At 60.9% G+C, this 21,111-nt stretch carries 23 protein-coding genes and 2 pseudogenes; 20 read left to right on the top strand and 5 right to left on the bottom strand.

Features of this window, described 5'->3' with window-relative positions; genetic code table 11:
• The first annotated feature begins 36 nt into the window (after positions 1–36).
• The 8 genes from NKH01_RS32800 (at position 37) to NKH01_RS32765 (ending at position 8,433) form a co-directional block, all read left to right on the top strand.
• A complete protein-coding gene (locus NKH01_RS32800) occupies positions 37–1,191 on the top strand; it encodes an ABC transporter permease (RefSeq protein ID WP_245525468.1) in 1,155 nt (384 codons plus the stop codon).
• A 50-nt stretch (positions 1,192–1,241) separates the two neighbouring features.
• Entirely contained in the window at positions 1,242–1,952 is a 711-nt protein-coding gene (locus NKH01_RS32795) for an ATP-binding cassette domain-containing protein (protein ID WP_353024432.1), read from the top strand.
• 502 nt (positions 1,953–2,454) lie between these two features.
• Complete coding sequence (locus NKH01_RS32790) at positions 2,455–3,711, top strand: ABC transporter substrate-binding protein (protein WP_352496621.1); 1,257 nt, start codon at positions 2,455–2,457, stop codon at positions 3,709–3,711.
• Between the two features lie 140 nt (positions 3,712–3,851).
• Positions 3,852–4,757 carry a carbohydrate ABC transporter permease gene (locus NKH01_RS32785; protein WP_352496620.1) on the top strand — a complete coding sequence of 302 codons (906 nt, stop codon included), beginning with the start codon at positions 3,852–3,854 and terminating at the stop codon, positions 4,755–4,757.
• Between the two features lie 7 nt (positions 4,758–4,764).
• Positions 4,765–5,613, top strand: coding sequence for a carbohydrate ABC transporter permease (locus tag NKH01_RS32780; protein WP_352496619.1), 849 nt, complete (start codon positions 4,765–4,767; stop codon positions 5,611–5,613).
• A 3-nt stretch (positions 5,614–5,616) separates the two neighbouring features.
• A complete protein-coding gene (locus tag NKH01_RS32775) occupies positions 5,617–6,681 on the top strand; it encodes an ABC transporter ATP-binding protein (protein WP_353024430.1) in 1,065 nt (354 codons plus the stop codon).
• 1 nt (position 6,682) lies between these two features.
• Positions 6,683–7,435: a formylglycine-generating enzyme family protein gene (locus NKH01_RS32770; RefSeq protein WP_352788254.1), complete on the top strand. Its 753-nt coding sequence runs from the start codon at positions 6,683–6,685 to the stop codon at positions 7,433–7,435.
• The gene (locus tag NKH01_RS32765) at positions 7,414–8,433 is read left to right on the top strand and encodes a ScyD/ScyE family protein (protein WP_353024427.1); all 1,020 of its coding nucleotides are present in this window, start codon (positions 7,414–7,416) and stop codon (positions 8,431–8,433) included. Before NKH01_RS32770 ends, NKH01_RS32765 begins: the two co-directional genes overlap by 22 nt.
• 15 nt (positions 8,434–8,448) lie before the next feature.
• Here the strand turns inward: NKH01_RS32765 and NKH01_RS35400 are convergent.
• Positions 8,449–8,535: pseudogene (locus NKH01_RS35400) on the bottom strand (formate dehydrogenase); the annotation flags it as partial.
• Positions 8,536–9,986: 1,451 nt separating this feature from the next.
• The gene (locus NKH01_RS32755; protein WP_167522729.1) at positions 9,987–10,148 is read right to left on the bottom strand and encodes a hypothetical protein; all 162 of its coding nucleotides are present in this window, start codon (positions 10,146–10,148) and stop codon (positions 9,987–9,989) included.
• A 224-nt stretch (positions 10,149–10,372) separates the two neighbouring features.
• On the opposite strand from NKH01_RS32755, the gene NKH01_RS32750 reads away from it, so the two are divergent.
• The 7 genes from NKH01_RS32750 (at position 10,373) to NKH01_RS32720 (ending at position 15,659) form a co-directional block, all read left to right on the top strand.
• On the top strand, positions 10,373–11,044 hold the full coding sequence (locus tag NKH01_RS32750; RefSeq protein ID WP_353024424.1) for a Crp/Fnr family transcriptional regulator: 672 nt from the start codon (positions 10,373–10,375) through the stop codon (positions 11,042–11,044).
• A 224-nt stretch (positions 11,045–11,268) separates the two neighbouring features.
• Positions 11,269–11,763, top strand: a complete 495-nt coding sequence (locus NKH01_RS32745) for a DUF4062 domain-containing protein (protein WP_353024422.1) — start codon at positions 11,269–11,271, stop codon at positions 11,761–11,763.
• A 476-nt stretch (positions 11,764–12,239) separates the two neighbouring features.
• Positions 12,240–12,455: a hypothetical protein gene (locus NKH01_RS32740; protein WP_352496613.1), complete on the top strand. Its 216-nt coding sequence runs from the start codon at positions 12,240–12,242 to the stop codon at positions 12,453–12,455.
• Complete coding sequence (locus NKH01_RS32735) at positions 12,373–12,741, top strand: hypothetical protein (protein WP_353024440.1); 369 nt, start codon at positions 12,373–12,375, stop codon at positions 12,739–12,741. Before NKH01_RS32740 ends, NKH01_RS32735 begins: the two co-directional genes overlap by 83 nt.
• Positions 12,742–13,136: 395 nt before the next feature.
• Entirely contained in the window at positions 13,137–13,934 is a 798-nt protein-coding gene (locus NKH01_RS32730) for an MBL fold metallo-hydrolase (RefSeq protein ID WP_353024420.1), read from the top strand.
• 361 nt (positions 13,935–14,295) lie between these two features.
• The gene (locus NKH01_RS32725; RefSeq protein ID WP_353024418.1) at positions 14,296–15,120 is read left to right on the top strand and encodes a methyltransferase domain-containing protein; all 825 of its coding nucleotides are present in this window, start codon (positions 14,296–14,298) and stop codon (positions 15,118–15,120) included.
• A 113-nt stretch (positions 15,121–15,233) separates the two neighbouring features.
• On the top strand, positions 15,234–15,659 hold the full coding sequence (locus NKH01_RS32720) for a GNAT family N-acetyltransferase (protein ID WP_352494225.1): 426 nt from the start codon (positions 15,234–15,236) through the stop codon (positions 15,657–15,659).
• A 144-nt stretch (positions 15,660–15,803) separates the two neighbouring features.
• Here NKH01_RS32720 and NKH01_RS32715 read toward each other — a convergent pair whose 3' ends face one another.
• A complete protein-coding gene (locus NKH01_RS32715; RefSeq protein ID WP_352494224.1) occupies positions 15,804–16,208 on the bottom strand; it encodes an antibiotic biosynthesis monooxygenase family protein in 405 nt (134 codons plus the stop codon).
• A gap of 127 nt (positions 16,209–16,335) precedes the next feature.
• Positions 16,336–16,500, bottom strand: coding sequence for a L,D-transpeptidase (locus NKH01_RS32710; RefSeq protein ID WP_352494243.1), 165 nt, complete (start codon positions 16,498–16,500; stop codon positions 16,336–16,338).
• A gap of 74 nt (positions 16,501–16,574) precedes the next feature.
• On the opposite strand from NKH01_RS32710, the gene NKH01_RS32705 reads away from it, so the two are divergent.
• The 5 genes and pseudogenes from NKH01_RS32705 to NKH01_RS32685 all read left to right on the top strand — a co-directional run bounded on the left by NKH01_RS32705 (position 16,575) and on the right by NKH01_RS32685 (position 20,077).
• Positions 16,575–16,868 carry a GYD domain-containing protein gene (locus NKH01_RS32705; RefSeq protein ID WP_065012366.1) on the top strand — a complete coding sequence of 98 codons (294 nt, stop codon included), beginning with the start codon at positions 16,575–16,577 and terminating at the stop codon, positions 16,866–16,868.
• Between the two features lie 13 nt (positions 16,869–16,881).
• A complete protein-coding gene (locus NKH01_RS32700) occupies positions 16,882–17,079 on the top strand; it encodes a hypothetical protein (RefSeq protein WP_352494223.1) in 198 nt (65 codons plus the stop codon).
• A 1,200-nt stretch (positions 17,080–18,279) separates the two neighbouring features.
• Positions 18,280–18,390 (top strand): annotated as a pseudogene (locus NKH01_RS32695) (pyocin activator PrtN family protein); the annotation flags it as partial.
• A 280-nt stretch (positions 18,391–18,670) separates the two neighbouring features.
• A complete protein-coding gene (locus NKH01_RS32690) occupies positions 18,671–19,636 on the top strand; it encodes a Vgb family protein (RefSeq protein WP_352914152.1) in 966 nt (321 codons plus the stop codon).
• A gap of 240 nt (positions 19,637–19,876) precedes the next feature.
• Complete coding sequence (locus NKH01_RS32685) at positions 19,877–20,077, top strand: hypothetical protein (protein ID WP_353024415.1); 201 nt, start codon at positions 19,877–19,879, stop codon at positions 20,075–20,077.
• Positions 20,078–20,259: 182 nt separating this feature from the next.
• Here NKH01_RS32685 and NKH01_RS32680 read toward each other — a convergent pair whose 3' ends face one another.
• Complete coding sequence (locus NKH01_RS32680; RefSeq protein ID WP_353024413.1) at positions 20,260–20,625, bottom strand: hypothetical protein; 366 nt, start codon at positions 20,623–20,625, stop codon at positions 20,260–20,262.
• Positions 20,626–21,111: the final 486 nt, after the last annotated feature.

Genomic DNA, 21,111 nt, shown 5'->3' with positions numbered 1-21,111 from the left:
GGATTAGCTCGCGTCCGCTCATGAGGACAAGGTTTCGTGGCCCGCGTGGAAATGAAGGCGGTGGCGGAGATGGCCCCCGCAGCGCAAACCCTAACGCCGCCGAAGCGATTCGTGCTGGCGCTGAGCCGGTCCTGGGCCTGGGCTTTCCTCGCCCTGATGATCGTCTTCTTCGTCGTGACAGTACCGATCGTCAGCTTTGGCGCCGTCAATTTCCTCACCGTGCGCAACTCGCAGAACATCCTCGTCGCCATCACACCGATACTGTTGCTCGGCCTCGGCCAGACCTTCGTCATCATCGCCGCCGGCATCGACCTCTCCGTCGGCTGGGTCATGAGTCTCGCCTCGGTGCTGTCGGCGCTGGCGATCCGCGCTGTCTTCAATGCCGGACTGCCGCTTTTTCCCTCGGTCGTCGTCGGATTCCTCGCTGCGGTGGCTGGCGCCGGTGTCGTCGGTTTCGTCAATGGCGTCATCATCGCCAAGCTGAAAGTACCGGCCTTCATCGTGACGCTGGGGAGCTCGTTCATCGTGCGTGGCGTCGCGTTGTTGATGTCCGAGAACACGACGGTGATCGGCCTGCCTCCAGGAATTCGCGCCTATGGCAATGACGCTCTCGTCTATTTCATACGCGGCGAGGCCGGCGGCCTCCATTTCCTCGCAGCGCCGGAGGTAAGCGGCGAGCTGCTCCGTCGCATGGACCGCATCCTTCCTTATCCCGTGGTGCTCACCGCCATCATTGTCGCGATCGCGATCTTCGTTTTGCGAAAGACGCAGTTCGGCCGGCACACCTACGCCATCGGCGGCAATGTCGAGGCAGCCATCCGCACCGGCATCCCGGTCGACCGCCATATCATCTCGCTCTACATCCTCTCCTCCGCAACGGCCGGTATCGCCGGTTTCCTGTCGACACTCCGCTTCACTGCCGGCTCGGCGGTGATCGGCGATGCGTTGCTTCTCTCCTCGATCGCCGCCGTCATCATTGGCGGCGTCAGCCTATTCGGCGGCGCCGGAAGCGTGATGGGCACCGTCATCGGCGCTTTGATCATCGCAGTGCTAACTACCGGTCTTGTCATGCTGAACGTCGAGGCGTTCTGGCAATTCATCGTCGTTGGCGTTGTCGTGATCGTCGCCGTGCTGATCGACCAGTCGCGAGACCTGATTATCGGCCGGGCGACACGAGGGCCGCCGACGTGACGGAGCCTGTCCTTTCGATCAGGAAGCTGACTAAGCGCTTCGGCGGCCTTGTGGCCGTCAACGACGTAAGCTGGGATGTCTACCCTGGCGAGGTCGTTGGTCTGCTCGGCGACAACGGCGCCGGCAAGTCGACCCTTATCAAGTGCGTGTCAGGCGTTTATCAGCCCGACGAAGGCGAGATCTACTTCGAGGGCCGGCTCAGCCGTTTTGCCCGCCCGATGGATGCGCGCCGGCAGGGCATCGAGACGATCTATCAGGACTTGGCGCTCGCCAACAATCTCGATGTCAGCGCCAATATCTTCCTTGGGCGCGAAGCGAAGAAGCGCTACCTCGCCGGCCTCATCCGGACGCTCGACGAGCAGATGATGCTTCGGGAGTCCCGGGCGGCGCTGGAGTCGCTCGCGATCCAATTCCCGAGCCTCACGCAGCCGATCGAGAGCCTATCCGGCGGACAACGTCAGGCCGTCGCAATCGCTCGCGCCGTCTATTGGGACGCCCGGTTGATGATCATGGACGAGCCGACCAACAATCTGGGCGTTCCCGAGCAGCACAAAGTCCTGGAGCTCATCAGGAAGCTGCGGGACCAGGGGGTCCCCGTCATCCTGATCACGCACACACTGCCCGATGTTTTCGCGGTCTCAGACCGCCTCATGGTGATGCGCAGGGGGCACAAAGTGACGGAGAAGCGGACGGCGGAGACGCATACTCAGGAGCTTGTGCAATACATGGTGGGCGCCCTGGACGATACGCGCGTACAATAGATGGCGGCGCTCGGTGTACTGGAAGAGATGACACCGAAGAGTGACACGAACACAACGCGCCCCAGCGGGAGGAGCGCTCAAGCACGGCCATCAGTGCGAACGATACGTCTTCGGCGCGGACAGGAAGCGGTTCGTTGCGAACAACGGTGCACTCCTGGCCACTGCCGCCACCGCGGGGACCGACAATCTCGTACTGACCCGACCGGGGCGCATTTGTCACACCGTGGAGCCCGCATCCACTTCAACTGAAGCAGCCAAGATGTTAAAATGGCAGTTAGCGCACCTCGGTGCACCTACGGGAGATGTGGGTTGTGATGACCCACGAGTTGCCCCGCAGTATTGATGCTTTGGCGGTCCAAGTGGCCCCCTGCGCCGTTCGCACCCCTTTCAAACGTTGCCGTCTGCGACGGAGCGCTCGCGCGCTTCGTAAGCGGTCAAAACGCGTGCGAGCGGTTCTGGCACCGGCCGCCCGACAGGCCGGAGCGGAAACGGGAGGAATAAGATGGTCAGAAGATTTCTTTTCTCCGTGGTCTTGGCGCTGTCGTCGCTGATGGCGACGCACGCGTGGGCCGACATAACAGTGCTCGTTCCCTCGGGAAGCGAGGGCGACGGCCTGAGAGCCGCTGCCGCCGACTATGCGAAGCTGAAGGGCACCAAAGTCGAGATCGTCCAGGCTCCCTACAGCAACGTCTTCGAACAGGCGGCCAATGCCGGCCAGACAAAATCGGGCGCCTTCGATATCGTTCTGATGGACGATCCGTGGATTCCGTTCTTCGCGGAAAACGGGCATCTTGAAGATCTGACGCCCTATTTCAAGAAGGCCGGGCTCGAAGGACCGGACAGCGACTTCCTGTCGAAATCCCTGGCAGTCTGCCGCAATCCTTACAACAAGGGGCCCTACGTGTGCCTGCCCTATGTGGGAAACGCGCAGATGTTCTTCTATGACGCCACCAAGTTCAAGGAAGCAGGCGTTGAGGCACCGAAGACGTGGGACGACGTGCTGAAGGCAGCCAAGGCGCTCTCCGAAAAAGGCGGCGGCCGCTATTTCGGCTATGTTTTCCGGGGCGGCCAGGGCAACCCCGTCGTTGCCGACTTCATGCCGATCTTCTGGTCCTATGGCGCGGACATGTTCAACGCTGACCGGACAAAAGTGACGATCGACACGCCCGAAGGTGCGGCCGCGATGAAGACCTTCATGGCCCTGCGCGACGTCTCGCCGAAGGGCGTCGAGAGTTACAACGCCAACGAGGTCGGGCAGGCCCTGGCAGCGGGCACCGCAGCCTCGTCGATCAACTGGCCGAACTGGGTCGCGACCTTCGAAGATCCCAGCCAGTCGAAGATGGTCGGCAAGATCTCTTACTCGCCGATCCCGGCGGGCACCAAACCGGGCAGCTCGGAAATCGGCCACTGGACGATGGGCATCATGGCCGCTGCGAAGAACAAGCAGGAGGGCTTCGACTTCATGCTGTGGGCGACCTCACCGGAACAGATGAAAATCTCGGCCCAGCGCGGCAACCCGCCGGTGCGCAAGTCGATCTTCGCTGATCCCAGCCTGACCGGCCAGGAAAAATTCCGGCATTATCCAGTGCTCATGCAAGCGATCGAAGCCTCGACGCCGCGTCCGCGTCATCCGAAATGGCCCGAGATCGAGAACGCGTTCGGGATCGAGCTTTCCAAAGCCGTAGCTGGCACCGAAACGTCGGAGGAGGCGCTGAAGAGATCCCAGGCTGCGGTCGAAGAGATAACCGGCATCAAGTAGTTGGCCGCATATGGTGGTATCCGGTGATGCTGCTCCATTTTGCCGGATCAGCTCTCGGGGCAAGCACGAGCGAGTACGCGCCGGTTTGGATCTCGGGTTCGCCATGCTATGATTGACTGATATGACGGATAGAACTTCCGATGACCGTCTCTATCGGTGCGAAGTTCGGAAATTCGTTCGAGCGGTGGTTTGAGCGCCACCTGCGGGTATTGATGCTTGCGCCAGCTATGCTCGTGCTCCTGGCGCTCACGATATTTCCGTCGATCTACATGATCATTGCGGCGGCAACGCGGATCAGCCCGAATCCGGACCTGCCCTGGCAATTTGCCGGCGCTGACAATTTTCTGCGGCTTCTCACCGACGAGCAGTTTCACGTCGGCTTGTGGAACACGCTGGTGTTCACCGTCTTCGCTGTCGGCACCGAGTTCCTGTTTGGCCTCGGCCTCGCCTTGCTGCTCGACCGATACATCCGGCGCTTGAATTTCCTGAAAACGATCCTGATGCTGCCGATGATGCTGCCGCCGGTTGCGGTCGCGATCACCTGGAAGCTCATCTACGAGCCGCAATTCGGCGTGCTCAACGAGATCATGTTCCGGCTCGGCCTGCCCCTCCAAGCTTGGGCCGGCGACGTCCGACTGGCTATGTTGTCCGTGATCGTCGCCGACGTTTGGCAATGGACGCCGTTCATGTTCCTGCTGATGCTTGCCGGGCTCGCCAGCCTGCCGGACGAGCCCTACGAGGCGGCGGCGATTGACGGCGCCTCCGCCTGGCGGCAGTTCTGGGATCTGACGCTGCCGTTCCTGAAGCCGGTCATCGCCATCGCGCTGCTGTTACGCATCATGGACGCGCTGCGGCTCTTTGACCTCGTCTTCATCTTGACCGGCGGCGGCCCCGCCGACCGGACAAAGACGCTCAGTCTCTATATTTACCAAGTGGCGTACCGCTTCGCCGACCCCAGCTATGCGGCCGCCATCTCGCTTTTCGTGCTGTTCACGACCGTCGCGTTCAGCACCTGGTTCATCAAGCGCATGCGGCTTGCCGACTAGAGGACCTATGGCGCACCGCCGAAAGCGTATCGGAATCCAGCGCATCGCCGCCTATGTGGTGATCGCCGTAGCGCTCGTGGTCACCCTCTTCCCAGTCTACTGGATCGCGGCCAACTCGTTCAAATACGACATCGACATCTTCTCGATACCGCCGCAATGGGTCCCCGCCAATCCGACGTCGAAGCATTACCACGCCGCCTTCGTCGAGCGGCCTTTCCTAATCTATGCATTGAACAGCCTGATCATCGCGGTCTCGACGACGCTTGTCTCGGTCGTCTTTGGCTCCCTGGCCGGCTATGCGCTCGCCCGTTTCCAGTATCCGGGCAGATGGCGCTACCAGATCTCGTTCTGGATCCTGTCGACGCGCATGATGCCACCCATCGTGACGATCATCCCGCTCTACATCGCCTTCAACCATCTCGGCATGCTGAACACGAAGCCTGCGGTGATCATCGCCTATACGGCGTTCAACCTGCCTTTCTCTACCTGGATGATGAAGAGCTACTTCCAGGACCTGCCGGTCGAGCTCGAGGAGGCGGCGATGGTCGACGGCGACACGCGATGGGGCGCATTCCTGCATGTCGCTTTGCCGCTCGCCCGTCCTGGGCTGGCGGCCACAGCCATCTTTTGCCTGATCATTTCGTGGAACGAATTTCTGCTCGCCCTTATCCTGACCCTGACCGAACGATCGCAGACACTACCGATCGGCATTGCCGGGCGCGTCACGCAGTACAACACCTATTGGGGCGAAATCAGCGCCGCCGGCTTCACCGCCTGCATCCCGATCATGATCTTCGCCTTCGTCGTCCAGAAACACCTGGTTCGCGGCATCTCGTTCGGCGCGGTCAAGGGGTGAGCCATGGCCTCGGTCGTCTTCCAGAACGTGGTCAAGAAGTTCGGCACCTTCACCGCGGTCAGCGACCTCAATCTTGAGGTGCGCGACAAGGAGTTTCTCGTCCTACTCGGGCCTTCGGGCTGCGGCAAGACCACGACCATGCGCATGGTAGCCGGCCTCGAGGAGGTTACGGCTGGAGAGATCTTCATCGGCAGCGACCGGGTCAACGACGTGCTGCCGAAATATCGCGACGTCGCGATGGTCTTCCAGTCCTACGCGCTCTACCCCCACCTCAGCGTCGCCGATAACATCGGCTACCCCTTGAAGATCCGCAAGGTGGCGCAGGACAAGATGCGCCAGATGGTCATGGAGGTGGCACGCCGCGTCGAGCTCGACGGCCTGCTCGACCGGCTGCCGAAGCAACTCTCCGGCGGGCAGCGCCAGCGCGTCGCGCTGGCCCGCGCCATCATCCGCACACCAAAGGTCTTCTTGATGGACGAACCGCTGTCCAATCTCGACGCCAAGCTGCGGGTCCAGATGCGGGCCGAACTCAAGCACCTCCAGCACGAGCTACAGGTGACGACGATCTACGTCACCCATGACCAGATCGAGGCGATGACCCTCGCTCACCGGGTGGCGGTGATGAACAAGGGCGTGATCGAGCAGTTCGGCACGCCGAAGAAAATCTACAACGACCCGCGCACCCTTTTCGTCGCGGGCTTCATCGGTTCGCCGCCGATGAACCTGATCGACGGTGAGGTCAAGGACGGGGTCTTCACGAGCCTCGGCGGCGTCAGGGTCGACGGCCTCGGGGGCGCGAACGTTGCGAGCGCTGTACTGGGCGTCCGCCCGGAGGACATCCACGTCCTTCCTGCCGGAAGCGAAAAGACCAATATCGTGGCCCCGATCTATTCGGTCGAACTGACCGGCGAAAGCACGCTGGTCACCCTGCGCGCCGGAGCGGCCTTGCTCACTGTTCGCGCCGACAAGAATTTTGTGGGCGACTTTGATCAGATGGTGGAGGTCGGCTTTGCGCCCGGACGGGTGTTCCTGTTTGACCGCCAGAGCCAGGACCGTGTTGACTTCTAGGATGCTCCTCGCCGTCGCGGCACTTCTGTGGAGCGGAGGCGCCGCGGCAGGCGAGGATGTCATTGCGGACAATCCGCTTGTCGAAATTCCGGGGGGGCCGTTCGTCTTCGGCAACGACACGGGCGATGAAAACGAGCGGCCGCGACATGTCGTCGAAGGCCAGGCCTTCGCCATGAACCAGACCGAGATCACCAACGCGCAATACCGCCGCTTCGTCGCGGCGACGGGACATCGCGCCGCTTTCTACGACCGGCATCCGGCCCTCGGTCTGCCTGACCACCCGGTCGTCGGCGTCAGCTTTACCGATGCAGAGGCGTTCTGCGCCCATTATGGCCTGAAGTTGCCGTCCGAGCAGGAATACGAACGCGCCGCGCGCGGGCCGCAGGGAGCACACTTTCCCTGGGGTGATGCGCCGGTCGACGCGACACGCGCCAATTTTGGACGCGGCGCCTGCTGCGACGAGGACGCCAGCGACGGTCATGACATGACGGCACCCGCCCGGTCGTTTCCACTAGGGGCGGGCAGGGAGGGCCTGCTCAACCTCGTCGGCAACGTGTGGGAATGGACCCGCGACTTCTATGCACCCTACGGCGGCGAAGCGCTGCCCGAAATCGCCGGAAAGTATCGGGTGCTTCGTGGTGGCGCGTGGAACAGCGACCCCACCCGCCTGAGCACGACCCGCCGGCTTGCCTATGACCCTGATTTTCGCTTCGCCGCCAACGGAGGCTTTCGATGCGTACGCTCACCGGATTGATTGCCCTTTTGCTTATGGCGATCGCAACGCAAGGGTCGGCGGAGCCGAAGGCAGCGTCGGGATACGAAGTCGAAATCGTGCGAAGACCGGGAGCGATCTTTGCCGGACTTGCTCGCGACGGCGATGCGCTTCTGGTGACCGACCTAGCCGACGGCCGCCTCTACAGGCGCACCCCGAACGGCCGTTTCACCGCTTTCGGTCCGGTCCTGCCGCATGGCACCGACGTCATGGGCGAACCGACCGGGCCCTATCGGGTCGAGCGCCATGGCAGCGGCTATCTCGTCGCCCAGGGCTGGACGCCAGCGGACCATGACGAGGACTCCAACGACCACGCGATGCTCGAGGTCGACGAGGGCGCCGTCACGCGGGTCGTCAGCAACGACTTCTGGAACCCGTACGACTTCGCGTTGTCAGGCGACACGCTCTATGTCGTCGACGCCGCGCGGAACTCCGTCGAACGCCTTCTGGCCGACGGGAGCGGCCGCACGCAGCTCTTTGCCTTTGCTCGGCTGAACACCAGCGGCCAGGCCCTAACCGCCCTCTCGCCGACCGAGTTCGGCGACGGTCAGAAATACGAGTTCGACGCGGTTCCGACCGGCCTTGCCGTGCACGGCAGCCGGCTTTACGTCTCCCTGTTCGGCGGATTTCCCTTCGTCGCCGGCAGCGGCCGTATCGTCTCGCTGAAGCAGGCCGGCCAAACAGGCAGCGTCCGCATCGAGGCCATCGGCATGAATGCTCCGGTCGATGTCGCCTTCGATGCAGAGGGCGAGATGCTGGTCCTCGAACATGGCACTTTCGATCAGTCGGATGGCTGGGCTTCTGGCAGCGGCAGGCTTCTCGGGTTAGACCTTGTCTCAGGAAAGAGTCAGGTGCTTCTCGATGGACTGACCCGGCCGGTCGACGTGCTCCCCTTCGACAAAGGCGCTATCGTCGTCTCGCAACTGGACGGGAAGCTCGTCTTTCTCAAACAGGCAGGGCCTGCCCAGCCGCACCCCTAAATATCTGTTATCGATGGCGTCGCCGGCGCTAGGGGAATGCGCACCGGCGCCGGCGCGCTTGCCGCCATCGACTATCAGATATTCCTCGCGGATCGGCCGGCCTTCCTTTGCCGTTCGCCATAGGCCTGAGCAACACCAAGACAGGTCGCTTCACGCGCAACAACGGAGGAGATATCGGAGATTTTCTTGGTGTGGGGAAAGGCGGTAGCGCTCTCCCGACTCGAACCGCGACCGTTTCTTAGGTCGCGCCTACCGTTTTGCACGCCCTCCCCTGCCCGGCCGTGGCGGAAGGTTGAACCAGTTGGGCGACTGCTAGGTTCCAGACTGGAGGTAAGGTCGGCTCGCTGAAAGCACGGCAGGTGGCATGCGGCACATGCGCGACAACGGCGGCGGAGGGTTTGAGAGGGCCGGAGCCCCGACAGCTTTCGGCAGTTCGAACGATATAGGCGAACGGCCGAAATCGGGGCGCAAAGCTGCCATTCGGCACAAAGATAACAAATAGCATCGGCGATCGGCTGAAGCCGCTCCTTGTCAGTCTGCTGGCGAACCGCGTAACCGGGGCAGATTTCCGGGCGAAGGGGTTGCAGGCGAGCGCGTTCGTGATTCACCCTATGCGTGACGCTACCACCGACTGATTCGTTTGAAGGCTGTCGCTCGCGGAACTCCGCGGGTTGGTTACTGCGCTGATCGGCGAAGTGCGCGGTCCAAACATGGTTCGAAGTGGTCGATCGCAGGGCCGCGTCGCACGGTGCAGAAGGCCATGCATCGTTGATTATGCGCAAACTGCTATCGCGCGCCTAGTCGGAACTCGCGCATCGAACAGTACATCACGTCTTCCGTCCCCAGCGCACCGGCGGCCTCCCCGCTCGCAATCCAAATAGACGTCTTTCAGCTGTTTGATTGGCATGTCAGCGTGAGCGAACGCGAGGTCCTGAGCGTCAGAAGCCGACAATGAAGTCCGACTGATTGCGATCAGCACGGTGCCGAGCGTCACAGGCGCGAGGGACTTAACAACTGACATGATCATTTTGAGATCCTCCCCAGCTCCCGTCGGTCAACATTCAGTCCCTGGGGTCGCAGGTGTAGTGCCGTTCGAAGGTCCCGTCCGCGCGCCGCTGCTTGTCGAAGCCGCGATGTAAGGCTCGATCGCGCGCTCGTGAACCAGCCAAAGGGGATCTCGGCCGAGGCGTAGCCACTGCCGGCGGCCAACCGTTTCGGGATCGAGGCCGAAGCGATCCTGGTGCGCTCGATCGTCGTGCCGGCCGCGCCTGCCTCCGCATGACGGATGGCGCGGCTTGGCAAAGCGCACATGATTTCGTCACGTGAGATGCCGATGTCGCCAAGAACGTCATCGGGTAAACGGCTCAACTGGTCCGTTGCCGACAAGAGAGCTTTTCGCTCGGCGCGGAGGCGTAACCACCTGCGAAATGGACCAATGGCGGCAGCATGAATTATAACCATGATCAGATCGTCCCTTCATTGATCTGAATTGACCGGTACGGAACGGCGCGAACGGCACTCCGGGCGAGAGCGTCAGCCGTCCGCGAGGCAAGTTAGGCGTAGTGGTCGATGGATTGGTTTTGCCGCGGCGTGCCCATACGGCGGGCGGTGGCTGGCCCCGGGCCACGCATGTAATAAAGCTCCGGGCGGTAGCGCGGCGCGACGAATTTGCGAAACCCCGCAGCAAGTTTTGTGACGGGAGCCAAGAATTTCATGACTGTTCCCTTTCCCTTCGCCGGCTTGCACACGAGCCGGCGGGCCTGACGTTGCAACAAGGATATGACAGTCGAACCAGGCTCGGCTGTGGGAATTCCCACACCGGGGAAAACATTGGCGAAATCCGCTCCCAGTTTGCATCCCGGAAAGCGGGGCCTGCGGCCATCAAATTTCCTTGGATAGGGAGTAAGGTGAAGTACACTTGATTGAACAAGAGACCGTTGTGACAGGCTCTCTGGCCTTCATCTCAAGACTTTGCGATGCCGACCTCGCCGCGCTGACCAAACGGTGGCACGAGCGCAGCTATCGACACAACGAGCTAATCATTTCCCACGGCGACACTGGTCGCGATGTCTTCTTCCTGCTGGAAGGACGGGCTCGCGTGACACTGGTTTCAGCGGACGGCAGGGAGATAGCGTATCGCGATGTCGAACCGGGTGACATTTTCGGGGAGCTCGGAGGCATTGACGGGATTGCACGCTCTGCCAGCGTAGTCGCGCTGGAGGCAACCCGCGCTGCACGGCTGTCCGGCACAGCATTCCGGGATATCGTGATGACCCACCCGACTTTTGCCTGGATGCTGCTTGAGCATCTGTCTGCCCAGCTCCGGCGCATGACCGAGCGGGTATTCGAATACAGCACTCTGGTCGTGCGAAAACGGCTGATCGTCGAGCTCCTGCATCGGGCGGAGAAAGCCGCACTCGTGGACGGCGAGGTGTCCATAAGCCCGGCACCGACGCATTCCGAGCTGGCGGCAACGATGAGCACGCACAGGGAAGCGGTCTCGCGCGAAATGAGCGACCTCGCCAAGAGAGGCCTGATCGAAAAGTGCGGCAGCAGGTTATTGCTGCATGACGTCTCGGCACTACGGGCGCTGGTCGACAAGAAGGAATAGCGAAGGCTGTCGCTGCGGCGGGGGGCACAGCACGTTTCATACTCCTCGGCCGCAAGTGATTATTCCTTCCGGCAAACCGGGCAACCTAGCGTGCCAGCGCGCGGGTCGGGCTTTGATCGCTTCACCCCTTGCAAGAATCATGACTCGGCTTCTTGATGCGGGCACGGAACGCTATCCCCAGCCTGCTTGCAGACTTACAAGGGCGGATCGAAGGGTGAGGCCGCATGGACGTTAAATACCAAATCTTCGTCAGCTCGACCTACGCCGATTTGGTGGACGAAAGACGGTCGGTCATCGAGGCCGTTCTTAACCTCGGGCATATTCCTGTGGGGATGGAGGCATTCCAAGCCAGCGACGACACTCAATGGGATTACATCAAGCGGCGCATCGATGACAGCGACTACTACGTACTCATCGTAGCAGAGCGGTACGGCTCAGAGTTGAAGGGTAAGAGCTACACCCAGATGGAGTACGAGTACGCCGTCGCCCAAGGCGTGCCTACCGTGGCGTTTTTGCTCGAAGGCGGTGCTCGCAAGACGTGGGCCGCGGAAAAGGTCGAGTTCGAGAAAAAGGCCAAACTCGAGAGATTCCGAAAGCTGTATGAAAAGAAGCTCGTCAAATATTGGCGCAACAAGGACGATTTGGCGGGTAAGGTTGCGATGGCTATTAGACGTTATGACTCTGAGCGGCGGCCCGCCCTTAGTCTTTGCAGCTGTTAAGCAAACGGGGGTGGCTCGGGAGTGCCGAGCCGAGCCCCAAGCGAAGAAAGGACGGGCCATGGAGCAAGATAACGTTTTTTACGTCGGTGTCGATGTGTCGAAAGCCAAGCATGCTGTCGCGATTGCCGAGGGCGGACGCGGTGGAGAGGTCCGGTATTTCGGCGAGGCGTTCCCCGCGCGTCGTCACCGGAACGTCGTAGCCGTGAAGCCGAACCGGTCCCGTCATCGTGAACAAGCGTCACCTCGCCAGTCATCGTGATCGTGTCGCCTTCGGACAGTTTCGCCATCGGCATCGCCCTCGCAAAGGCCGCCGCTGAACTGGACGTGGAAAGCGCCATCGACGGTGAGATCGTCGTATTGAACGAGACTGGCCTGTCTGACTTCGGAGCCTTGCGGAAAGCCATCACCCAACGCCAGCACGACCTCTATTCGTCGCCTTCGATCTTCTGCATCTCAATGGTCACGACCTGCGCGACATGGCGCTGGAGGACCGCCGCGAGTTCCTTGCCGAGATGATCCCGGACGGTGGCCGTATCCAATTCAGCCAGGCGCTTCCCGGCGAGGCTAAGGCGATCTTCCCACCTGATAGACCAGGCGGGGCTCGAAGGCATGGTGTCGAGGCGCAAGGACAGCAAATACCGGAGCGGCAATTCGACGGCTTGGCACAAGACCAAGGCTTACAGCATCGATGAATACGAGTTGCTCGGCGTCGAGCGTGAACCCGGAAAGCCGGCTTTCGCCCTAATGGCCGAGCGTGGCACAGGACGCTATGTCGGGAGCGCCTTTATCACCTTGAACCGGGAGATGCGGGAACGCCTCTGGGAGCGCGTACAGGAGCATTCTGGGCCTGCGCCAAACGGGATGAAACGGCCGGCGACGCAATGGGTCAAGCCGGGGCTGATCGGCCGCGTGAAGCATCTCCGCGGCGAGGAGAATCTGCGCCATGCCTCGCTGCAGGATTTTCGGGAGGAAGACTAGGGTAAAACTCAGTCATTCTGGCTATGCCGCGAATGGCCGAGATGGGTTAGGCCCTGCCGTTTGAATCGGTCGGCGGCAACGAGCACAGAGCGCCATTTGCTGACCTTCATGGCGCTTCTCCAAACCTGCCGTTCGCGCTGCGACCTGATGCGGACCCAAAGCCGACGTTGTGCAGTGCCCACCGCCGTTGATATACTCGATCATTCAGTCAGCGGGGAAGGATTTTCGATATCTCGCGTCGCGACCTGACACTTGGCGCAGCCGGTGCTTACGCTGCGTTTGGACTCGACAATCCGATCACGTTTGTCGACGCGGCTTGCGCTCAACAGTCCGTCGCTCAACCTTTCCGCAAATACAAGGTTGGCGACATTGAAGTCTTCTCTCTGATTGATGGCATGCGTGACGTTCCGCTGCGGGAGGGTATGGTCAGGAATGTCAGCGTCGAACAAGTCAAGACCGCGTTGCGTGGTGCCGGTTTTCCCGACAATCAGGCGCCCCTGCGGTTTATCGTCATGGCGCTCAAGCTGCGCGATCAAGTGGTCCTGATCGACTCGGGTACGGGCGGTCATCCGATTTATGGTGAGGGGAACGGCCGGCTGTTCGAGAGCATGGCCGCGGCGGGCCTTGACCCCAAGGCAGTCAAGACGATCCTGATCTCCCATCTCCACGGCGACCACATTTATGGCCTCATGAACAATGAGAGCAATGCGCAGGTCTTCCCGGATGCCGACATCATGGTGCCCGCCGCGGAATTGAAATGGTGGACGCGCCCGGGAGTCGAGTCGATCGATCTCGGACCGACGCGCAAGGGCCTCGCCCAGCGCATTCAGGCTACCGTGGCGACGTGGAAAAACGTCAGGACCTTTGAGGGAGAACCAGAACTCCTGCCCGGCGTGCACGCCGTTCAGGCCCCCGGTCATAGCCCGGGAATGGTCGCGCATCTGGTCACCTCGGGCGGCAAACAGTTCCTGATCAGCGCTGACGTGGTCAATCTTGCGCTCCACATTTCAACAAATCCCGAGTGGCAGCTTGCTATCGACCAGGATCCGCAACTGGCTGTCGAAACGCGAAGGAAGATCTTCGATCGCGCGGTCGCCGACAAGCTCACCATTTCGGGTACTCACTGGTTGATGCCGAACGCCGGCACGCTGTCCAAGGATGGCAACGGCTACGTATTCGCAGCCGAGGGGTAATATCCCTGCCACACTGCCCGTTGCCAACTGGACGGCGACGGCTGACCGAGCCACAGCGCCACCTTCCGATGCATATTGAAGGACTTGGGGGCTACCGTGTTGGCCCTTTTGGTCCTGAGCTTTCAAGTTCCAGGTCGCATTTGACCCGATGTCGGTCGGCAACTCCCCACCATTTTCGGGCATTCGCCGAGACAGCAGTAGAGGTTTCGTTAGTGGGTGAGCGGACCTTACTAGCGGTCTGCTCTGTATCCTTGTTGTTTCCATCGCGGGTTGCTGGTTGACCGACACGCGCTTTATGATGGCTGCCCCAAGCTCTGATCGGGCCCGTTGCCCGAGCGGCTCGTTGTGCGGGAGGGACTCTATGGCCCAGCAGGAGCAGTGGCAGCTGGAAGGCAGCGCCGCGGAACTCTACGAGCGCTACCTGGTCCCGGCAATTACCGCCCTGTGGGCTGCCGACCTGGTGGATCGTGCTGCGCCTCAATCTGGTGAGCGGGTTCTGGACGTAGCTTGCGGCACGGGCGTGGTGGCACGCTCGGCGGCCGAGCGTATGGGAAATGGGCAGGTCGTCGGCCTCGACATCAACACGGGCATGCTTGCCGTTGCTCGATCGCTCCCGAGAGGCGCTGGACCCCGTATCGACTGGTGCGAGGGAAGCGCGCTCGAAATGCCGTTCCCTGACTCCACCTTCGATCTGGTTCTTTGCCAACTCGGACTGCAGTTTTTCTCGGACCGATCGGGTGCGCTACGTGAGATGTTCCGGGTGCTGGTGCCTAATGGCCGACTGGCCTTAAGCGTTTTCAGCGCTATTGACCAAACTCCTGCGGCGAAGGCGCTGGCAGATGCCTTGGATCGACATCTCGGTCCAGGCGCTTCGGCAACCAAACGGTCCGAGCATTCACTCGCCGATGCTGACGAGCTTTACCGATTGGTGGCTGGCGCGGGCTTTCGCCATGTGACCGTCCACACGATTACCAAGAACATCGGTTTCCCCTCGCCAAAGGAATACGTGCGACTACAGCTAGCAGCAACTCCCCAGGCTGGACTGGTGAGCGGAATGGATGCCGGACATCGCGACGCAGTCATCACAGCGATCACGGGTGATCTAAGTTCCTCGCTGGCAATCTATTCAACTGGAGGGGAGCTGATGTTCCCCCAAGAGGCTCACGTCTTGCTCGCACGCAAATAGCGCAGCTGACGTGGCGCCATGAGCAAAAGGAAGAGCGAGTGGAAGTTCGAAGGGCATATCCAGAGGATGCACCACTGATCGATCAGCTCCTCGAGAGGGCTTATCCTACGCTCATGGCCGCCGCCTATAGCCAAGAGGTCCTCGCCGGATCCTTGCCTGCTATGACGAAGGCGAACCCGGAGCTGCTGACGTCGGGCACCTATTATGTCGCGGAAGAATGGGGGCGCATTTTGGGGTGTGGCGGATGGACACTCGAGCGTCCCGGCACAGAAGAAATCACCCCCGACGTTGCCCATTTGAGGCATTTTGCGACCGATCCGGCCGTAGTTAAGAAAGGTACTGGTCGCGCCATCTTTCGCGAATGCGCGCAGGCGGCAGCCAAGGCTGGAGCAAAAATGTTTCAAGCGTATTCGAGCCTGAACGCGGAGCCGTTCTACGAGAGCTTTGGGCTGACCCGGATTGTGCAGATCGAGCTCCCGATGACCCCAAGCAACTCGTTCCCTGCGGTATTGATGGAAGGGCTGATACAGGTTGAATGATGCCCGAGTCCCAGTCGTACTCACGTTGATCGAACTGCAACTTTCCACAGATTTTGTTGAAAAAGTCCGCCATCAGTCAGTGTCTGCTTTGAAAGCTTCTCCTCCGCAAACGCGAATGGTGCGCCATCTGCGGGGGCGGCACGCCTACTGACCACTCTCTATCACCTCGGCTACCTCGTACAGATTGGGATCGATCTCGTCCGTCAACTGATCGAAGTGACCCCACTCCTTGCGGAATTCCGGCGCATGATGAGCCGCTCGCAAGAGATCGCGACTTTGCCATTGGACATAGTTGACGATGCGCCGCCCGTCGAGGCTGCGATGCAGGCTGATTGAGATGAACCCAGGCTGACGCGCCATAAAGCGCGCTCGCTCGGCCATGATGGACAATGCCTCGGACTGCTTGTCCGGTTCAGAATCGACGATGGTGATTTGGGTGACTGGCTGGTTGTCGGCTCGGATGTGTGTCATGGAAACCTCGCTGGATTGATGGCGAAATTGCGGGACAGTAGCTTCGGCCAAATCGATCTCAGTCGGCTGCAGGCCCAACGCTGCCGGTCTCTCCTTGTTCCAAGACGCGCGGAGTTGCTGTGCGCGAAGCGCGCGCTGCGTCCAATTCTGCGACTTTCCTTAGGTATGGCTGTGAAGGGCAAGTCTGCTCGCCAAGTTCGCTTTGCTACTGAGCGCGCTCGTCGGCGGCGTGGGCCATCCCGTCCTTGAAGTCGACTTTCGTGCCCGGCTGCACGATCGAGCCGAGGTCTTCGGCATCCCAGTTGGTCAGTCGGATGCAGCCATGCGAGAAAGTCGTGCCGATCTTGCCCGGTTCGGGCGTGCCGTGGATGTGCTATGCTTAGAGATGGGAGACACGGCGGTCGCCGAAGCGCCCGCACGCCTCCCTGTTTATGGGAGGATAACATGGCCTACTATGTGCTGCTCACCAACTTCACAGATCAGGGGGCTAAGACAGTCAAGGACACCGTAAAGCGTGCTGAAGCATTCAAGGAGATGGCGGCCAAAAGCGGGGTCAAAGTGCATTCGCTTTACTGGACGCTCGGTCAGCACGACGTGGTCGCGATTGCCGAAGCCGACGATGATATTGCCGCGACCGCGCTCAGCTTATCGATAGCTTCGCTCGGCAACGTCCGAACGCAGACCCTAAGAGCGTTCGACGCCAACGATATGGCAAAGGTCATTGCCAAGATGGGCTGAAAAAGAAGCGGCAATGAAGATCGCGGCCGACTGTTGGCGCAGGCAAATGGCCGACGCGATCGCGATCGCGATCGCGATCAAAACGTGGATTGATGGGACATGCGGCCGGCATCAAGTATATCGGCGGCTGCTGGTGCGCTTTGCTGCTCGAAAGCATACTGAAGCCAGGCTTGGACGCGGGTTAGTCATGAGCTCGCGCATACCCACGTAGGTAGACTATCGGCTTGCTTAAGGAGCGATCTGATATGTCTAAGGATAACGGTAGCTATACAAGTGCCGGTGCTAACTTTTATGGTCCGCAGTACGCGCGCATCGACGGCGAACTCGCTGCTGATGCCTCTCGATTCACGGTTGTAGTGAGCCCCCCTGGGGACAGAGTCAATTCGTGCGCGTGGCGCCGGCTTCCGTCTGGCGTTATGGACGCTGGCGGGGTGGCAAAGCGTGATATCGAGGCAAGCAGCATCGTCGCGCCGATCGTCAGCCGAACTGTCAGCGCCGGTCCCTCGTCTTGGGCGGTTGTTCCGAAAAGGGTCACAAGCGCTGGTAGCGAGGAAGGTCCGGTTTGGAGAGGAAAATCGGCGCCGGAAAGGCGGCATTGGGTCACAACTTCTTGACCGGCGACCGTCGGCGAAGGTCCGAGAAAGATGGAAGACTGTCCTTTGAGTTGAAGCATCGAGAGGCTTAGGGCTCCGCCCTCGGCGCGCTTCGGAGCGTTTCCGCCCCACTTCGGTCGCTTCGCTCCCTGCAGCCGGTTCCCCGCGAAGGCGCCCACTCCGGTTGCACACCCGCTGCTCGCCGCGAGGCAGGGCTGCAGCGCAGTGCTGCGCCGCACCCCGACCTCAAGACCGGCATGGACGAGAGTGGTGGCTGGGTGAAAATCAGCCTTGCAAAAAGGTGGGGAGTCCTCCGCCAGCCCGCTCTTGTCCTCTGCTATCTTGGTCTCGGCGATGGCCAGAAGATCATTGCTCAGCTGCGATTTGTGCGGCAATCGGCGGTCTATAGAGGGCCGGGAGGGTTTCGAACTCCGCGTTAGGAAGAGCGTCCTTCTCGTCTTCACCGTGCAGGCTGGTTACTCTGGGCGGCAGAGTGCCCTTCCGCGCTTCGCAAACCTGCCGTGGGAAAAGCCTTGCCGTTTTTTCCGGCGGGGCTTTGATCAGATCGCGACTATTAGTGATTTATGCTGGAACTGGTTGCGGAGGTTGGAGTCGGACCAATTTGCACCGATTAAGAAGCCCCGTCAGCAAACGAACTCGGTCACAGCACTGTATTGGCGGTATCCCTCTACTGACTCGAGCCCGACCGTTTCTTAGGTCGCGCCTACCGTTTTGCACGCCCTCCCCTGCCCGGCCGTGACGGAAGGTTGAACCCGTCGGGCGGCTTGCTAGGTTCCAGACTTAGGTGGTAACCCGGCATGAACACGGCACTGCTTTTGATGGCTCAGTATGGTGGTAAGGCCATCATCCCGATCGATGACGTCTGCCGAGACTATTTCTCCCACCTGACGCCGCCGAAATTGATTCAGCATTGGCATCCTCGGCTATGGCCGTATCGGCAAGATGCTTGCCCTTCGCGCCAAAGCTTTTGGCGCATTGCGCCTGTTGAATACGCATCCTTGTCAAGCCGGGTTGGGTTCCATAAGCGCGTCAGTCGAACCCCAAAAGTGCCCCAACAGCAGGGCTGGATTGGTCGATCCGCGGGGCGGTGAAACGCAGTGCAGGGCGCCGTGATTTTCCCGATCCGTCATTGCCGCGACGAACTTTGCGCCTAGAGTAGTGGCACATGCCGCAGCATGGAGAGTTCTCATGCGCCGCCTCTTCCGCTTTATCGCACTTGCCGCCAGCCTTGCCGCCTTCCCGGCCGACGCGCAGGAACGTCAGGTCTACAGTCTCCCGCAGGGCGCGCATCCCCATGACGTCGCGCCCGCGCCCGACGGAGACATCTGGTACACGGCCCAGCAACAGGGGGCACTGGGTATTCTCGATCCCGAGACCGGCAAGGTTCGCCAAGTACCGCTTGGCGAAGGATCCAGCCCTCACGGTGTCATCCAGGGTCCGGACGGTGACGCGTGGATAACCGATGGCGGGCTCAACGCGATCGTGCGCTTCGACTCGACAACCGAGGAAATCAAGGTGTGGGCGCTTCCGCAGGACGTCGGCTACGCCAATCTCAATACTGCCGCCTTCGACGGCGACGGCCTCCTCTGGTTCACCGGGCAGAGCGGAATCTACGGAAGGCTCGACCCTGCGACGGGCGACATGAAAATTTTCCACGCTCCAGAGGGCCGCGGCCCCTACGGGATTACTGCGACCCCCAACGGAGACGTCTACTTCGTGTCGCTCGCCGGCAGCTATCTGGCAAGCATCGACCGCAAGAGCGGTGAAGCTCGAGTGATCGAGCCTCCGACCCCGGACCAGGGGGCGCGCCGCGTGTGGTCGGACAGCCGGGGACGGCTTTGGATTTCGGAATGGAACGCGGGACAGGTATCGGTCTACGACCCCCATGACGGCGGCTGGAACGCTTGGCGTTTGCCCGGCGACCTTCCTCGCACCTATGCGGTCTATGTGGACGAGCGCGACATTGTCTGGCTCTCCGATTTCGGAGGGAATGCCGTGCACGCGTTCGATCCGCAGACAGACAAGTTTACGACGTACCCCAAGTCCACGGAAAACGCTGATGTCCGTCAGATCAATGGACGCCGCGGAGAGGTTTGGCTGCCAGAATCCGGGGCCGACCGGCTGGTCGTGATCCGCACCGTCTCCGCCAAGTGAGGCGCCGGTCCCAGTCGCGGCTTCATTAGCGCCAGCAAGGCGAAGTTCGGTCTCCCCGTCCTTCCTCCGCGCTGCTAGCGCCGCGCTCCGTGCAGGATCGACGCGGATCCGCATCCGCGGATCGGCGCCGCCCCTTTTGCGGCGGCTCATTCCGTCAACGCTGTGCGGAAGCTTCATTGCTATGACCGGAAAGGCGCTTTCGAGCACGCAGACCGGCTTGGATAGGCTCTTGAGGTGAACATGGCGAAATGGTTCGAGCCGACCGGCGACAGCTATTTCTCGCATATCAACCGCCAGAGCATCGAGGCCGTCATTCGGGAGGCGAAGGGTGATCAGGCCGCGCTTGCCGTCAAGGCGGCGGGCAAGAAGTTCAACGATCATTTGCATCGAGTTGTGGCTCACATCTGGGGATCACGACCTGCACGGCCCCCACTCCGGTAACAACAGGTGCAAAATTGGAACAGTCGTTTGGCCCTCTCCATAGCCCTTCAGATGCGTCTTTGATCATTGCCTGAGGTACGCGCCCGTGTAGGTCTGGCCAGCAAGCCTAACGGTTCCGGCGAGGACCCCGTCGGACAGCATAACAAAACTGACGTCCGCGCCATTCAGTAGGCGCTCAAGCTTCAACGTAGTCCCACAATTCTTCCAGCGCCGGCGGCCTCTCCCGGATAGTTGTCGCCCAGATTTCCCCACGCATAGGTGACCGTCACCTTCCCATCGGAAGAAATCGTCTGAACAGCAAGTTTGGCGTCATACATCCCATCCAATCGTCCGGCCCATAGACCCGAAAAAGCAGCGTACTTTGTTGGAACGCCCTTGCCAGGGAGAGTGACCGCCACGGATTGATGCATGATTGCTGAGCCGGAAGGAACCAAGGCAGGTTGGGGAGGAATGGCACCAGGTTCTAACGCAGGTTCGAGAGTGGCGGGTTGCGGCGTTTCAGGAGCCGATTGGCACGCGGCTAGGGCAAGTGCCGCGAAGCCAAGCATTGCGTTGCACATTCGGTGTGCCATCTTCTGGTGCGCCGGCCATCTTTGAATCTAGCGCAGGCCGACCTTATCGCGCGTTTTCACAAGCTGTGTCTACGCAGGGTATGTCATACGACAGCGGGTCGTCGAAGAACCCGCAGCGGTCGTGAGTGAATGCCTCCATTCGTCGCCCAAGTAGCGGCCTGGAGCGCCATTCGCCCCGCAACCGCTGGTTCATTAGGAGTTGAGCGAGAGGATCAGCAGTTGACCTTCCAGATCACATAGTGAGCCCGTTGCGACTGTATTCCTGAACCTTCGACAAACGAGTACACGTCGGTCGAACGGACTCACCAAGCTGCTGAATGAACCGCTTGTCTTATGACTTTCCGTCGTTTCGAGGCCAAAGTGGGTTGCCCCCCGCGGGGCATAAACACCCCCCCCGCGGCGGGGGGGGGGGGTCGCGGAAACCGGGGGGGTGGTTATGTGAAGTATAACAAAAAACCACCC

The sequence above is a fragment of the Mesorhizobium sp. M1403 genome (assembly GCF_040317695.1).
Taxonomy (GTDB): Bacteria; Pseudomonadota; Alphaproteobacteria; order Rhizobiales; family Rhizobiaceae; genus Mesorhizobium.
Note: the sequence above shows the minus strand (reverse complement) of the source record. Positions and strands in the feature narration are given on the sequence as shown.